Annotated in this window: 3 protein-coding genes; all 3 read left to right on the top strand. The window is 64.4% G+C overall.

The genetic code is table 11. The annotated features are described in order from the left end of the window. Window positions 1-39 precede the first annotated feature (39 nt). The 3 genes from J3U88_RS13170 to J3U88_RS13160 are packed head-to-tail and all read left to right on the top strand — an operon-like array spanning window position 40 to window position 16,681. A complete protein-coding gene (locus J3U88_RS13170) occupies window positions 40-3,390 on the top strand; it encodes a non-ribosomal peptide synthetase (RefSeq protein ID WP_207859235.1) in 3,351 nt (1,116 codons plus the stop codon). Beyond that, on the top strand, window positions 3,387-10,127 hold the full coding sequence (locus tag J3U88_RS13165; protein ID WP_207859234.1) for a non-ribosomal peptide synthetase: 6,741 nt from the start codon (window positions 3,387-3,389) through the stop codon (window positions 10,125-10,127). The genes J3U88_RS13170 and J3U88_RS13165 overlap by 4 nt, the downstream gene beginning before the upstream one ends. After that, window positions 10,124-16,681, top strand: a complete 6,558-nt coding sequence (locus J3U88_RS13160) for a non-ribosomal peptide synthetase (RefSeq protein WP_207859233.1) — start codon at window positions 10,124-10,126, stop codon at window positions 16,679-16,681. Before J3U88_RS13165 ends, J3U88_RS13160 begins: the two co-directional genes overlap by 4 nt. The last annotated feature ends 179 nt before the right edge of the window (window positions 16,682-16,860 follow it).

Here is a 16,860-nt window from a genome sequence, read left to right as displayed (position 1 = left end):
ACCATCCTCAAACCATCCTAAATAGAGAGAAAGCTGACTATGAGCGACATCCACCAACGCATCGCCGGCCTATCGCCGGAGAAACGGGCCCTCCTCCTCCAGAAGCTGGGCTTGGAGCAGAAAGCGGCGACGCCGTCCGGCATCCCCTACGCGGAAAACCGCGACCAAGACTTCCCCCTTTCCTTTGCCCAGCAGCGGCTGTGGTTCCTCCAGCAGCTCGAAGGCGCGGGCGAGGCGTACCACATCCCGCTCGCCTTCCAACTGGACGGTTTTTTTCAGCCGGAACTGTTCGAGCGGGCGATTGAGGCGTTGATCGACCAACACGAAAGCCTGCGCACGGTGTTCAGCGAACGCGACGGGGTGCCGGTGCAGCGCATTGGGCCGACACGCACCAACATCCAGCACCTGGACCTGAGCGACGTAGCGCCGTCTCAGGTGAAGGCGCGGGTGGAAGCGATGGCGGAAGAAGAAGCGGCGCGGCCCTTTGACCTGAGCAGCGACCCGCTGTTGCGCGCCCAGGTGTTGCGCCTGTCGCCGCGTTCCCACGTGGTGCTGCTGACGATGCACCACATCGTCTCAGACGGCTGGAGTTTGGGCGTGTTGATGGGGGACTTTGTCGCCCTGTACCGGGCTTTTGCGGAAGACCGCCCTTCCCCGCTGAAACCGCTGCAAATTCAGTATGCCGACTTCGCGGTGTGGCAGCGCAACACCCTGCGCGGCGAGAACTTGGACCGTCAGCTCCGTTTCTGGAAAGAGAACTTGGCCGACTTGCCGACCTTGTTGGAATTACCCACCGACTTCCCGCGCCCCAAGGCGATGAGTTACCGCGGCAACGTGGAACCGCTGGTGTTGTCGAAGGATTTGAGTGATCGGTTGGCGCGTTTGAGCCGGGCCCAAAATACGACCTTGTACACCACCTTGTTGACCGCCTTCCAACTGTTGTTGGGCAAGTACGCGCGATCCACGGACATCACCGTGGGTTCCCCGATTGCCAACCGCACCCGTCGCGAGGTGGAGGGGTTGATCGGCCTGTTCGTCAACACCTTGGTGCTGCGCAACCAGTACGAAAACACGCACAGCTTTTGCGAGGTTTTGGCGCGGGTCCACCAGCACGTGTTGGCGGCGCACGATCACCAGGACGTGCCCTTTGAGCAGCTCGTCGACGTGTTGCAACCGGTGCGCAGCACGGCCCACACACCGCTCTTCCAAGCGATGTTCGTGCTGCAAAACGCGCCTGGCGAAAGCGAGGGGTTGCCAGGCTTGACGTTGTCGACACCGGAGCGGGAACACAAGGTTTCAAAGTTTGATTTGCACCTGTCGATGTCTGAAACCGACGCGGGTTTGCGCGGCAGTTTGGAGTACAGCACCGACCTGTGGCGACCCGAAACCATCCAACGCTTTTTGGGCCATTTCGAACGCCTGCTGGAAGCGATTACCGCCGACCCCAACCAGGCGGTCGGCCGCTACAGCTTGTTGGACGACGCGACGCGGGCACTGGTCTTGAACCATCCCGAAACCACCTTGTTCGCCTACGACGTCAACCACACCGCCCATCGCCGCTTCGAGGTCCAAGCCGCACGGGCACCGGAACGGCCGGCGGTGATTTTCGCCGGTGAAACCATGAGCTACGGCGAGCTGAACCAACGCGCCGAAACCATGGCGCGACAGCTCTACGCACGCGGGGTGCGTTTGGACGACACCGTCGCGGTTTATTTGGAGCGCGGCCACGCTTTGATCGTGGCCTTGTTGGCGGTTCACAAGCTCGGCGCCGGCTACGCGCCGATTGATCCGTTTTACCCGCAACAGCGCATTGCCTATGTGCTGGAAGACGCGCAACCGGCGATGGTGATCACCGAGTTTAGCTTGGTGGCCGACCTGCCAGGCGACATGCCGACCTTCATCGTGGAAGAAAACCACGGCGCGGCGCCCGCCTATCCCGCCATTCCCGACGGGTGCGAGGACCGCCTCGCCTACACGATTTACACCTCGGGTTCGACGGGCAAACCCAAGGGCGTGCAGATCCCGCAAAAGGCGCTGACCAATTTCTTGGTGTCGGTCGAGCGGCGCGTGCCCATCGACCGCGACGACACCTTGCTGTGCGTCAGCTCGCTGGCCTTCGACATCGCCGAATTTGATGTGTGGTTGCCGCTTTCGCTGGGTGCCGCGGTGGTGCTGGCCCACAAGCAAGACATTCTGGACGGTACCCGTTTGGTGCAGCTCATTCAGAAACATCGGGTTACCTCGATGCAGGCGACGCCGTCCGGCTGGCGGCTGTTGCTGGACGGACTGGGCGAACGGCGCTTGCCGGGTTTGAAGATCCAGACCGGCGGCGAGGCCTTGCCGGGCGAATTGGCCGCGCGCATGGAAGCGGCCGGTTTCCAAATCTTCAGCCTCTACGGTCCGACCGAAACCACCATTTACTCGTCGTTTTTCCCGGTGACCGAACCCTTCCAGGGCAACGCCTCCTTGGGTGACGCCTTCGACAACACCCAGTTGGTGGTGCTCGACGAGAACCTCGAACCGGTGCCGCCGGGCGTGCCGGGTGAGATGTACATCGGCGGCGACGGTTTGGCGCGCGGTTACCACGGGCGTCCCGCGCTGACCGCCGAGAAGTTCCGACCCAACCCGTTCGCGACGGTGCCGGGCGACCGTTTGTACCAGAGCGGCGACCTCGCCAAACGCGAGAGCAACGGCCACTTTACCTTCCTCGGCCGCGCCGATTTCCAGGTCAAAATTCGCGGGTTCCGCATTGAACTGGGCGAAATTGAAGCGCGCCTGGCGAGCCACGCGGGGGTACGCCAAGCGGTGGTGCTGGCCCACGACGGCGGGCCGCGCGGGCGTTTTCTGGTGGCCTACGTGGTGGGTGAAGGCAAGGCGCCGAGCAGCGACACGCTCAAAAGTTACATCGCCGAGGCCTTGCCGGAATACATGGTGCCGGAACAGATCATCGCGCTCGAAGCCATGCCGCTGACGCCCAACAACAAGCTCAACCGCAAGGCCTTGCCCGCGCCCAACCAACAGGAAGCAGTGACGCAACGTTTTGTGGCGCCGGCAACCGAGGCCGAGAAGAAGTTGGCCGTGATTTGGCAAAACGTCTTGGGCCTGGAGAAGGTGAGCAGCCAGGCCAATTTCTTCGACATTGGCGGGCATTCGCTGCTGTTGGCGCGGGTGCATGCGGCGCTGCGCAAGCAGTTCCCCAAAAACATTACCCTGCTGGATTTGTTCCGCTATACCACGATCAGCAGCTTGGCCGCGTACCTCAGCGACAGCGGTACGGCCGAGTCGGCGCGTGGCTTGTCCCAGGACCGCGCCCAACGGCAACGGGAGGCGGCCATGAAACAACGCCGCAAATTGGTGCGCCGACCCCGACCGCAAAGGAGTTCCAATTGAATCAGGAATTAGAGAAACGGCTCGCGGCCCTGAGTCCCGAGAAGCGGGCGCTGCTGATGAAACGCTTGGAGAAAAAACAGCCGGCGACGCCCAAGGCCGCGTTGCCCCCGCGCGAACCGGGTCGCACCCAGTTCCCCCTTTCCTTCGCGCAACAATCGCTGTGGATGATGGAACATTTGGGCGCGGAAACGGCGGCCAACCCGGCGGCGGGCAACCTGCCCTCGGCATTTATCCTGCGCGGCAAGCTGGACCTAGCCGCCTTGCGCGGCGCTTTCCAAGCCGTCGTTGACCGCCACGAACCGCTGCGCACCGGGTTCCCGATGGTGGAAGGACAGCCGGTGCAACAGGTCTACGAACAGGTGGCGCTTGAAGTGCCGCTGACGGACATCAGCCGGCTGGACGACGGAAGCCGCACGGCGGAACGCGACCGCTTGGCACAACACGAGGCGGGTCAACCCTTTGACCTTGCCACGCCGCCGATGGTGCGGGTGGGTGTGGTGCGTTGCGCGGCGGAAGAACACTTGGTGCTGGTCACGCTGCATCACCTGGTCACGGACGGCTGGTCGACGGGCCTGTTCATCAGTGAATTTGTGGCGGCCTACACGGCGATGGTCACGGGCGAATCCTGGTTACCCGAACCGCTCCAGCACCAATACGCGGACTTCGCCTTGCATCAGCGTGATCAAGCCGCGTCCGGCTTGAAACCGCACCTCGAATACTGGCGCAAGCAGTTGGACGGGGTGCCCACCTTGCTCAAAATCGATACCGACATGGAACGTCCGGCACGCCAAACCACCCGCGGCGCGGTGATCCCGTTTGAATGGCCGCGGTCTTTGGTCGACGACCTCAACCAACTGGCGCGCGACCAGGGCACGACCCTGTACATGGTACTTCTGGCGGCCTACAAGGTGCTGCTGTTCCGCTACTCCGGTGAGCAGGACATTGTGGTAGGTTCGCCCATCGCGGGCCGCCGCGAGCGGGCCTTTGAAAGCATGATGGGGTTGTTCGCCAACACCCTGGTGATGCGCACGCGGGTCACACCGCGCCAAGGCTTCACCGACCTCCTCGCCGAGGTGAAACGGGTCAGCATGGAGGCCTTCGTCCACCAGGCCGCGCCCTTTGAGTACCTGTTGGAGGAGATCAACCCGGAACGCAGCTTGGCCCACACGCCTTGGTTCCAAATGATGTTCACCCTGCAAAATGCACCGGCGAGCGAGATCGTGCTGCCAGGTTTGGCCGTCGAACCTTTTTGGCGGGGCAACCGCGCCGCCAAGTTGGATTTGTCGGCGGCACTCACCGAAACCGAGCAAGGTCTTTGGGGCGAAATCGAATACAACACCGACATTTTCCTGCCCGCCTCGATTCGCACCGTCATTCGCCACTGGGAAACCCTGCTGCGGGAAATTGTGGCGCAGCCGCAAGCCCCGGTCGCCCGCCTGCGTTTCTTGAGCACGACGGAGCAAGAGACGATTTTGAAGCGCTTTGTCGGCGAAAGGGTCGCCTTCAGCAAAACCCCGATGCACCACTTCATCGCCGAACGCGCCGCCGCCCACCCGGAGCGGCCCGCGCTGATCAGCGCCGAGGGGACGATGCGCTACGGCGAGCTGCAGGCCGCGGTCGACCGGCTGGCGGCGCACCTGATTCAACGGGGCGTGGGTCCCGAGGACGCGGTCGCTGTCTACCTAGAACGCGGCCACGCCATGGTGATCGCGATGTTGGCGGTGTTGCAAGCGGGCGGTCAGTACATCCCGCTGGATCCCTTTTACCCGCAACAACGGATCGCGCTGGTGCTGGAAGACGCTCAACCGCGCTGGGCGTTGACGCAACCCTCGTTAAGCGACGATTTACCCGCCGACGTGGAAGCGCTGGACACGGCCTTGCTCTTGCAACAGGAAGCGAGCACAACCGCGGCCGAGGTGGTGCCGGCGCAATTGGCCTACACGATTTACACCTCGGGTTCGACGGGTCGCCCCAAGGGCGTCGCCATCCAACACGACGCGCTGAGCAACTTCGTCCACGGCACCCTGAATGCGCTGCCGATTGAGGCCTCGGACTGCCTGCTGGCGGTGACCTCGATTTCCTTCGACATCACGGCGCTCGACGTATACGTGACCCTGGCGGCGGGTGCGCGCGTGGTGATCGCCGACCGGCGCGACATCCTCGACGGCGCCCGTCAGTTGCGCTGGATTCGCGAGCAAGGGGTGACCGTCTTGCAGGCAACGCCGGCCCACTGGCGCCTGCTACTCGACCGCCTCGGCGACGACCGCCTCGACCACCTCAAAGCCCTCGTCGGCGGCGAAGCGCTCAACGCACCGTTGGGCCGCTTGCTGGCTGAAAAAACGGCCTCGCTCCACAACCTCTACGGGCCGACCGAGGCCACGGTTTGGGTGTCGCAAGCGCCGTTCGACGGCAGCTTTCCCATGCCGCTCGGTCAAGCTTATGCCAACGTGCAACTCTACCTGCTCGATTCCGAAATGAACCCGATCCCCTCGGGCGCGCCCGGTGAACTGTACATCGGCGGCCCGGCGGTGGCGCGCTGTTACGCGGGTTTGCCCCAACAAACGGCCGACCGTTTTGTGCCCGATCCCTTCAGCAAGGAGCCGGGTCAACGGCTCTACCGCACCGGCGACCTGTGCAGCATCCAAGGCGGCGACAAGCTGATTTTCCACGGGCGCGTCGACTTCCAGGTTAAGGTGCGCGGGTTCCGCATCGAGCTGGGTGAAATCGAAACACGCCTGCTGGAACACGCGGCGATTCGCGAGTGCGTGGTCGGCGTGGTCGGCGGCGAGGAAGACGAGGCGGAGGCGCGCCTGGTGGCCTGGCTGTGCGCGGACGGCGAAGCCAACCCGGTCGACCTGCAACAATGGGTCACCCAAACCCTGCCCGACTACATGGTGCCCGCCCAGTTCGTGCAACTCGAAAGCATGCCGCTGACACCGAACCGCAAGGTCAACCGCAAGGCGCTGCCCATTCCCCAGGCGGAAATCCTGGAACGGGTGGTGCGCGCACCGGAAACCCAATTGCAGGCGGTGCTGGTCGCGCTCTGGGCGGCGGTACTCAACCACGACCAGGTCGGCATTGAAGACGACTTCTTCCGACTGGGCGGCAACTCGCTTAAAGCCACCCGTTTCGCCTATCGCCTGTTGCAGGAACAGGGCATCGACATGCCGGTCCATCTGCTGTTTGAAAGTTTGACCATCGAAAAACTGGCGGCACGCCTGACGGCGGAATTCCCCGAGGCGGCCGCGCTCGACGTCCCCGAAACGGCGATCCCCGACCGCAACCGGCTGGAACATTGGCTGGTGCAGTGCTGGCGCGAGGTTTTGGTGGACCGTACCCTTGAGGCGGACGCCAACTTCTTCGAGGTCGGCGGCGATTCGCTCAGTGGGTTGCAGGTCGCGGGCCGCATTCAAGAGCAGTACGGCCTGGGGATGTCGCTGGAGACGCTGTTCGCCAAACCCGAGCCGGCCACGCTGAGCGCTTGGCTCCACGAACAACTTGAGGCCGGACACGGCGGGGTCGCGGACAAGGACGCCGCGGAGACCCCAATCGAACGCCCGCTCAGTCAAGAAACGCTGATGCGCGCGAGTCAACGGCGGCTGTGGTTGTTGGAGCGCCTGGAAAACGGCGGCCCGGCTTACCACATCTCGCGTTTGCTGCACATTGACGGCGACCTGGACGCGGACCAACTGCAACGGGCGCTGGTCCTGCTCCAACAACGCCACGAATCGCTGCGCACCACCTTCGGCGAGGAGGACGGGCTCGGCTACCAACGGGTGAACCCGCACGTGCCGCTCGCCTGGGAACAGGTTGACCTGCTCGATCTGGCAGAGGATCAACGCGAGGTCGCGCTCCACGATCAGGCGCGCGCCATCGCGGTGGTTCCCTTTGATCTGGAAAACGGCCCCTTGTGGCGGGTGTGTTTGTTCCAAACAGCACCGCGCACGTTCGTGTTGCTGATCGTGTTGCAACACCTGATTGCGGATGGCTGGTCGCTTGACCTGTTGCACACCGACCTGTGGCAAGCCTACCGCGCCGCGGGCGACGAGACGGCCGCGGTCGCGGCGGTCGCCACGCCCCAGTGCATCGACATGCCCGAACCCGATTACGACTTGGCGGCGGAAAGCGCCTGGTGGCGCGACTACCTGGCCGACCTGCCGCCCTTGCTGGAATTACCCACCGACTTCCCACGACCGGCCGAGCTGGGTCAAGCAGGCGGCTGGGTGCGCACCCGCCTGAGTGCTGAAACGGTGGCCAAGTTGGAGGCCGGCGCCGTCGCCCAAAACGCCACCCTCTACACGGCGCTGCTCACCTGTTACCAACTGTTGTTGGCGCGCTACACCCGCCGTCGCGACATCGTCACCGCCTCGCCGGTTGCCAATCGCCACACCAGCGGTGCGGAGCAGGCCGTCGGCTGTTTCGTCAACACCTTGCCGATTCGCGCCGACATCAACCAACACCTTTCTTTTACCGACCTGCTGGCCCACGTGCGCGACCAGGCCTTCGCCGCCTTCGCCCACCAACACATCCCCTTCGAACAAATCGTGGAAGCGCTTAATCCGCAACGCAACCTCAGCCACGCCACCTTGGTCCAGGCGATGTTCGTGTTGAACCGCGGTCGCGCGGTACCCGACCGACCGAAAGCGTTCAACAGCCGCCTGGAATACCTGCCGCTGCCCTTCGCCCAGTTCGACCTGCAACTGCACGTCGACCGCGACGAAAACGGCGCCGGCCTGACCTTCATCTACAACCGCGACCTGTTCCGCCAGGAAACGGTTGAACGACTGGCCGGGCATTTCCAAACCTTGGCGACGATTTGCGCACAATACCCGCGGACCCCGGTCTACCAAAAGATCATGATGGCGCCGGAGGAAACCCTGCGTTTGGCTTCCTGGGCGCGGGTACGCGGCAAACGTTGGTCGACGGACGACGTGGCCGCGGCGATTTGTGCGCAAGCCCGACAACGACCCGAGGCACCGGCCCTGGTCGACGAAGTCGAAACCCTGAGTTACGCCGAGCTGATTGCACGGAGCAGCCGTCTGGCGCATTTCCTCACGGCCACGACGCCGGCCGACGGCACCCCGGTGGCGCTGCTGTGCGAACGGCGCATCGGCACGGTGGTTGCGCAACTGGCGACGCTGTTGGCGGGGCGGCCTTGGCTGGCGCTGGATCCCGAGCTGCCACCGCAACGCATCGCCGATTTGTTGGCTGACGCCCGTCCCGCGCTGTTGCTCACCGAGGACGACCGCACCGCGGCCTGGTCCGAGGCGGCGATGCCGGTTTACGCTTTGGACGCGGACGATGTGCCCTGGTTGGATCAGCCGCCAAACCCGCCGCCGCGCGCCGTGCCCGAACGCGCCGCGGCCTACACGCTGTACACGTCCGGCTCGACCGGGCGACCGAAAGCGGTGAGCGTGCCGCGCCGCGCGCTGCACAACCGCTTGGCCTGGATGCAGGACCGTTTTCGCTTGGACGCGGCCGAAGCGGTGCTCCACAAAACGCCCTACAGCTTTGACGTCTCTATTTGGGAATGGTTGTGGCCGTTGATGCAAGGCGCACGGGTGGTGGTCGCCCCGCCGCAAGCGCAACGTGACAACCAACATTTGATCACCTTGATCCAACAGCACCAGGTCACGACGATCCACTTCGTGCCGCCGATGTTGCAGGCCTTCCTGGAAACGCCGGCCGCCGCCGAATGCCACTCGCTGCGGCGCATCATCGCCAGCGGGGAAGTGCTCACCGCCGCCACGGTGCGCCTGTGCCGCGAACGGCTGCACAGCGGTCTGTTCAACCTGTACGGGCCGACCGAGGCCGCCATCGACGTGAGTTGCTGGGACGCAACCTGTGCCGAGGTTGACGATCCGCTGCCGATCGGCACCGCCGTCAACAACGTCACCCTGCACGTGCTCGACCCCTGGGGTTCGCCGGTGCCGGTCGGCTTGCCGGGCGAACTCTTTATCGGGGGCATCGCCTTGGCGGATGGGTATGTCGGCCAAGCCGCGCTTACCGCCGAACGCTTTGTGCCGGATCCGTTTAGCCCCGACGGGGGGGCACGCCTTTACCGCACCGGCGATTTGGTGAAGCGCCGCGAGGACGGCGAACTCGTCTACCTGCGTCGCCGCGACCACCAGGTTAAGTGGAACGGCCAACGCATCGAGCTGGGCGAAATTGAACACGCGCTCGGCGGTTTCGACACCGTGGCCCGTGCCGTGGTGGTGTTGCACCGCGCCGAGGACGGCCGCACCAACTTGGTCGCGTACGTAACCGGCGACACCGCCGCCCTAAGTCCCGACGCGCTGCAAAGCGACCTGCGCAAGCTGTTGCCGCGCTATATGGTGCCGACGCACTGGGTTGTGCTGGAACGGTTCCCGCTGACCCGCAACGGCAAAATCGACCGCAAGGCGTTGCCCGCGCCGGTGCAAGACGCCGCTGCCGACCTTCGCGAGCCGTGCAGTGAAACCGAAATCGCGCTGGCCGAACTGTGGCAGCCGCTGCTCGGCGTCGCCCGTTTTGGCTTGGACGACGACTTCTTCGGGCTCGGCGGCCACTCGCTGACGATGGCGCGGCTGGCCGCCCAAATCGATACCCGCTTCGGCGTTGTGCTCAGCATGCGCCAACTCTTTAACAACGCACGCCTGCAAGCCATGGCCGAGCTGATCGACAACCAGTTGTGGTTGCTCGAAAGCCGCCTGACCCCGGCCGGCGCGGGCGACGACCTGGAAATGGGGGAACTATGAACGCGTTAACACACCTCTTGTCGCAACTGCGCCGCGCGGGCATCAAGCTCTGGACCGAGGGCGGCAAGCTCAAATTTTCGGCGCCGCCGGGTGCGCTCACCCCCGCGCTGCGCGATCAAGTTGTCACCAACAAACCGGCCTTGATCGCCCTGCTCGAACAACAGGCCGAAACCGACGACGACGGGCCAGGCCCGCAAGCGGCCGACCGCAAGCAACCGCTGCCGACGGCCTCGGCCCAGCAACGGCTGTGGTTTTTGGAACAGTTAGACGGCCCCTCGGCCACCTACCACATCCCCCTGGCCTGGCGGCTGGAAGGGCGCATCGACGCGGGCGCACTGCAACAAGCGCTCGATACAGTCATCCAGCGCCACGAAAACCTGCGCACCCGTTACGAACGCCGCAAGGGACGCCCTTACCAGGTGATTGAGGCGGAACCGCAAACCCGCTTGCAGGTCAGCGACCTGCGCAAGTTGCCCCCGGCCAACCGCGAACCCCGTTTGCAAGAAGGCTTGACCAACGACATGCAGCAGCCGTTTGACCTGGCGGCGGCCCCGCCTTGGCGCATCAGCCTGTGGCGACTCGGCGACACGGAGCAGGTTCTCGCCCTGACGGCGCACCACATGGTCGCGGACGGCGCGGCCCTGATCCTGCTCTTCCGCGAGTTGGCGGCCTGCTACAACGCGGCCCGTCGCCAAACCAAGCCCGACCTGGCCCCGCTACCATTGCAGTACGCGGATTTCGCGGTCTGGCAGCAACAGAACTTGGAGAGCAACCGCCACAAACGGGCGTTGCAATTCTGGCGCAAAACACTGCGTGACCTGCCGCCCCGTCTCGACCTGCCCACCGATTACCCGCGCCCGGTCCACGGCGGTCGCGAGGCCCTGGTCCACCGTTTCGCGGTCAACCCCGAACTCTGGCAACGGCTGCAACACTTCTGCACCCAACGCGGCCACACCCCGTTCACGGTCTTGCTCGCGGCGTACAAGGTGTTGCTGGCACGTACCGCCGGTCAAAACGACATCGTGGTGGGGACGCCGGTCGCCAACCGCGACCTCGCCGTCTGGCAACCTCTGATTGGTTTGTTTATCAACACCCTGGTGCTGCGCTCACAACTCAACATGGATCAGGCCTTTGCCGATTGGTTGCCGCAACTGCGCGACAGCGTACTGCAAGCCCGCGAACACGGCCACGTACCTTTCGATAAGCTGGTCCAAATCACCGCCCCGGAACGCCGTCACGGCGACGCCCCCCTGTTCCAAACCCTGTTTAACCTGGAACTGGAAACCGCGGGGGATTTCGATTTCGACGGCCTGCGCAAAACCCCGCACTACCGCCCCACGGTTACCGCCAAGTTCGACCTGCTGTTTTCCATCAAACACGCGGAAGACGGCGCTTGGATTGTGATCGAGGTGCCGGCGGCGGCCTACGAACGCGACACGGTGACGGCCCTCGGCGAAAGCTACTGCCACTTGCTGGACGCGCTGCTGCACCAACCCAACCAAAGCCTGCAACAGGCGCCGTTGCTGCCCGCCCACCGCGAGACGCAACTGGTCCAGGGCTGGAACCAAACCCAAAAGGACCACGGCACCACCTGGTTGCCCGACCTGGTTCGGACCCAGGCGGCGCGCACACCCGACGCGGTCGCGCTGGTTTTCCGCGGCGAACAACGGTGCTACCGCGACTTCGACCAAGCAGTGGACCACCTCGCCGCGGCACTGCACCAACGCGGTATCGGCCGTGAAAACATCGTAGGCATCTGCCTGGAACGCGGCTTCGACATGGTGATCGCAATCCACGCCGTCTTGCGCGCGGGCGCGGCCTACCTGCCGCTCGATCCCGAGCTGCCGAAGCAACGTTTGGCGGCGATGGTCGACCAAGCCCAACCCGCGCTGATCCTTACCCACGAAGCATTTGCAGCGCTGCTGCCAAGCACGGCCCCGCACCTGGCGCTGGACACGAACCCACCCGCGCCGGCGACCTTTGCCGCACCCGCGCTTGAGGGCGGGCATGCCGCTTACCTGATTTTCACCTCGGGTTCGACCGGACAACCCAAGGGTGTGCTGGTCGAACACCGCGCGATTCACAACCGCATCCAGTGGATGCAGGACGCCTTCCCCCTGCAACACGACGACGTGGTGCTGCAAAAAACCCCGTTTAGTTTCGACGTCTCGGTCTGGGAGTTCCTGTGGCCACTCAGCGTCGGCGCCCGTCTGGTCGTCGCCGAACCCGGTGATCACCGCGATAACCGCCGTCTCTGTAGCCTGATCCAACAGGAACAGGTGACCACGCTGCACTTCGTGCCTTTTATGCTGCGCGCCTTCCTCGAATGCGACGCGGTAACCGACTGCATCTCGCTGCGGCGCGTGTTCGCCAGCGGCGAAGCCCTGGACGAAGCACTGCGCCGTCGTTACCACCAATGTCTGGCGGCGGACTTCTTCAACCTCTACGGCCCAACCGAGGCCGCGGTCGACGTCTCCTTCCACGACTGCACCCCGGCCCGCCGCGAGGGCGTGGTCCCCATCGGCCGGCCCATCGACAACCTGACCCTGTACATCGTCGACGAACAGGGGCGACCCGTCCCGCGCGGTGTCCACGGCGAGCTGATGATCGGCGGCCTGGGTCTGGCGCGCGGGTACATCGGCGCGCCGGCACGCACGGCGGAACGCTTTGTGCCCGATCCCTTTTCCGACCAACCCGGCGCCCGCCTCTACCGCACGGGCGACCGCGCCCGCTTCCTGAGCGACGGGTCGATTGCCTTCCTCGGCCGCAACGATTTCCAGGTCAAAATCCGTGGGTTCCGCTTGGAATTGGGCGAAATCGAAACCCTGTTGACCCGCTACCCCGGCGTCGGCGCGGCGGCGGTTGCGCTTCACACCATCGCCGACAACCCCCACCTCATCGCTTGGCTACAAGGCGATCCAGAAACACTAGAACCCGCTTCGATCCAGGCTTTTATGAGCGAATCACTGCCCAGTCATATGATCCCGGCCCAGTTCATTGTGCGAGCCGATATGCCCACCACCAGCAGCGGCAAACTCGACCGCAACCGGCTACCCTCCCCGGAACAAGCCCAAACCGCGACCCGTCGCTACCGCGCACCGAGCACCACCCAAGAACAGCAGATGTGCGCCATTTGGGCGGCGTTGCTCGGGCTGCCGCGTATCGGGGTCGACGATTCGTTTTTCCACGCGGGCGGCCACTCGTTGTTGGCCACCCAGGCGGTGTCCCTCATCGCCGAGCGCATGCAGGCCCGCCTGGAACTGCGCGATCTGTTTGCCGCGCCCACGGTGGCCGAGGCGGTGCAACGCCTGCAACCGCTGCAAGAGGAACCCGGCGTGTCCCCGCTGCAACGGCGCACCCGCCCCGCGGTCCTGCCGCTCTCCTTCGCCCAGCAACGGCTGTGGTTCCTCGAACGCCTTGAAGCACCCGGCCCGACCTACAACATGCCGGCCGCGCTGCGGATTCGCGGCAACCTCGACATGAAAGCGCTGTTCACCGCGGTGGAAACCATCATCGACCGCCACGAAAGCCTGCGCACCAACTTCACCGAGGTTGACCACATGCCGGTGCAGATCATCCACGCCCACCAGCAGCTGGAAGTGCGCCGCCGCGACCTGCGCGGGCTCGACCCCGACGCGCGCGAATCGGCCGCCCACGAATGGCTGCAAGATCAAGCCAACCAGCCTTTTAACCTAGAGGAGGACGCGCTGTTCCGCATGGCGCTGGCCCAACTGGGGGAACGGGATTGGGTGTTGCTGGTGGTGATGCACCACATCGTCTCGGACGGCTGGTCGCAAGGGGTGCTCGTGCGCGAGTTCATTCAACTCTACGACGCCTTCGCGGCCGGCAAACCCTCGCCGCTCCCCCCGCTCCCGCTCCAATACGCGGATTTCGCGCTCTGGCAACGGGAGAAAATGGACGCGCGCGAGGTGCAACGGCACCTGGCTTACTGGGCCGAACAATTGCGCGACATCCAACCGCTGGAGTTACCCACGGACCGGCCGCGCACCCCGATTCAAAGCCATCGCGGCGACACGACCTATTTCGAATTGGAACCGGAAACGCTGGCCCCGCTCCAAGCCCTTAGCCGCGACCAGGGCGTCAGCCTGTTTATGACCCTGCTCAGCGCCTTCTACATCCTGTTAGGGCGCTACGCCGGTCAGGACGACATCGCGGTGGGTTCGCCGATTGCCAACCGCACCCGACGCGAACTGGAGGGCATGATCGGCTTTTTCGTGAACACCCTGGTGCTGCGCGCCAACCTTTCCGAAAGTACCGACTTCACCAGCTTGCTGGCCCAAGTGAAGGACATGTGCCTGGCCGCCTACACCCACCAAGACCTGCCCTTCGAACACCTCGCCGACGAACTCAATCCCGACCGCGACCTCAGCCGTCCGCTTTGGTTCCAGGTGATGTTTAACGTGCAGCAAGGTGTGCCCGAGGCCAACAGCCTCGGCGATCTCGATGTCAATACCTGGCTGTTCACCACCCAAACGGCGAAGTTCGATCTGACTTTTGCACTGCACGAAAGTGATACGGGCTTGTACGGGAGCATGGAGTTTAACCGCGACCTCTTCGACCGCGAAACGGTCGACCGCCTGCTCGCCCATTACGCAACCCTGCTACGCCACATCGCGGCGGCACCGAACACGCCGCTCAACGCGTTGCGCTTGGAAGAACCCGAGGCCTTGGTGGCCGCGGATCACCCGCTCACGCACGCGACTTGGCCGGACTGGTTCGAAACGGTGGCGCGGACACACCCGCAACGGCTCGCCCTCGACGACGGCCAAGACCAACTGACCTACGCCGAACTGGACCAACGCGTGAACCAACGCGCCCAGGTACTGCGGGACATGGGCGTCGCGCGCGGCCGTTGTGTCGCCCTGGCCTTGCCGCGCGGCATCGACTTCGTGGTATCCGCCCTGGCCGTGCTCAAAGCGGACGGCTTTTACCTCCCGCTCGATACCCACACGCCGGCGGAACGCATCAACCAACAGTTGGCCGACGCCGAACCCGTCTTGTTGCTCGGCAGCGTCAGCGATATTCGCTTGGCCGCGTCGGCAAGGTGCCTGACCATCGACCAACTCGCGGAACGCGCGGCACATGCCCCCGGATCGCCACCCCCCCGCGAAAACAACGGCGAGGACACGGCTTACCTTATGTATACCTCCGGCTCCAGTGGGCGCCCCAAGGGCGTGCTTGTCCCCCACCGTGCCCTCGTCAACCACAACCAAGCCGCCCTCGATTTGTACGAACTGGACCCGGCCGACCGCGTCAGCCAGTTCAGTTCTATCAGCTTCGATATCTCGGTTGAGGAGATCTTTGCCACCCTGGTCGCGGGCGCCTGTCTGTGTCCCTTCCCGCAAGACTTCGACCTGACCCCGCGATCCTTCGAACAACGTATCCGCGAGCAACGCTTGAGCGTGGTCAACCTGCCCACGGCCTACTGGGCCGACTGGAGCCGCACCCAAGACAGCCCGCCGGCGGGTTTGCGCGCGGTGATCATCGGCGGCGAGGCCTGCACCCCGGCCGCGCTCCAACACTGGCGCCGCAAAAGCGAAGGCCGCATCACGCTGTTCAACACCTACGGCCCCACTGAAACCACCATCATCGCCACGGCCTGGCGTGACGACCCGGATCAACCCATCCCGCAAGTGGTCCCCATCGGCTTGCCGATCGCGGGGGTCACCTGTCAGGTCTTGGACCCCAAGGGCCAACCGCTGCCGACCGGCACACCGGGTGAACTGGCCATCGGCGGCGCGGGCCTGGCCCACGGCTACCACAACCAACCGGCGCAAACGGACAAGGTGTTTGTCACCGACGGCGACGGGCGCCGTTACTACCGCAGCGGCGACCGCGTCAAACGGCTGGCCGACGGCAACCTGGTCTTCCTGGGCCGCGTCGACGAGCAGGTCAAGATTCGCGGCTACCGCGTCGAACCCAGCGAGGTCGCGCAAAATCTACAGGGGTTGTCCGGCGTCGGCCAAAGCGCGGTGCTGGTGCAACATGTGGAAGGGCAAGCTCGGCTGGTCGGGTTTTATACCAGTCCCACCGGGATGAACCCCTTCCGCGTGCGCGCCGCCCTGTCGCGTTTGTTGCCGCGCTACATGGTGCCGGCGTTGTTGGTGTGCCTGGACAGCTTGCCGACGACCACCACCGGCAAGGTCGACCGGCAGGCGTTGCTCGGCCGGATTCCCGACCGCGAGGCGCAAGTGGGACAGCGGCGTTTGCCGGAAGGTCCGACCGCTCAAACGATTGCGACGATCTGGGAATCGGTGCTGGGTGTGCCCCACATCGGTCTCGACGATAACTTCTTCGACCTGGGTGGCAGCTCTTTACCCGCGGTTCGGGTGGTGACCCGGCTCCAAGCCGAGTGGGGAGTCGACCTCAGCATTCGCACCTTGTTTGAGGCACCGCAACTAGAGGCTTTTGTGTTCACGGTGCTGCGCGAGCGCGCCAATCTCTGTGACGAGGATGAGCTGGAAGCGCTGGTGGCCGAGGTGCCGGAGGATCGGGTGGAAACCTTCCTTGAGGCTTTGGCCGAAACCCTGTGAGGATGGTTTGAGGATGGGGCTTGGGTTTTGCCGGTGAAGCAGGACCCTCCTTTGTTCTCTGGGAAACTGATTGGCAAGGATGGTTTGAGGATGGGGCTTGGGTTTGGTTTTTCTGGTGGCGGTTTTTCGCGGCTTTGGTTCGCTTGCGGGCCTGGGGCTGGATGCGGATTGGCCGCGCT

It is taken from the genome of Acanthopleuribacter pedis (assembly GCF_017377855.1).
In the GTDB taxonomy this organism is placed as follows: Bacteria; Acidobacteriota; Holophagae; order Acanthopleuribacterales; family Acanthopleuribacteraceae; genus Acanthopleuribacter; species Acanthopleuribacter pedis.
The sequence above is the reverse complement of the archived record's forward strand: the minus strand, read 5'-3'. Positions and strand labels throughout refer to the sequence as shown.

Coding starts and splice junctions, on each gene's coding strand:
- J3U88_RS13160 (WP_207859233.1), top strand. CDS start 10,124: ATGAACGCGTTAACACACCTCTTGTCGCAACTGCGCCGCGCGGGCATC.
- J3U88_RS13170 (WP_207859235.1), top strand. CDS start 40: ATGAGCGACATCCACCAACGCATCGCCGGCCTATCGCCGGAGAAACGG.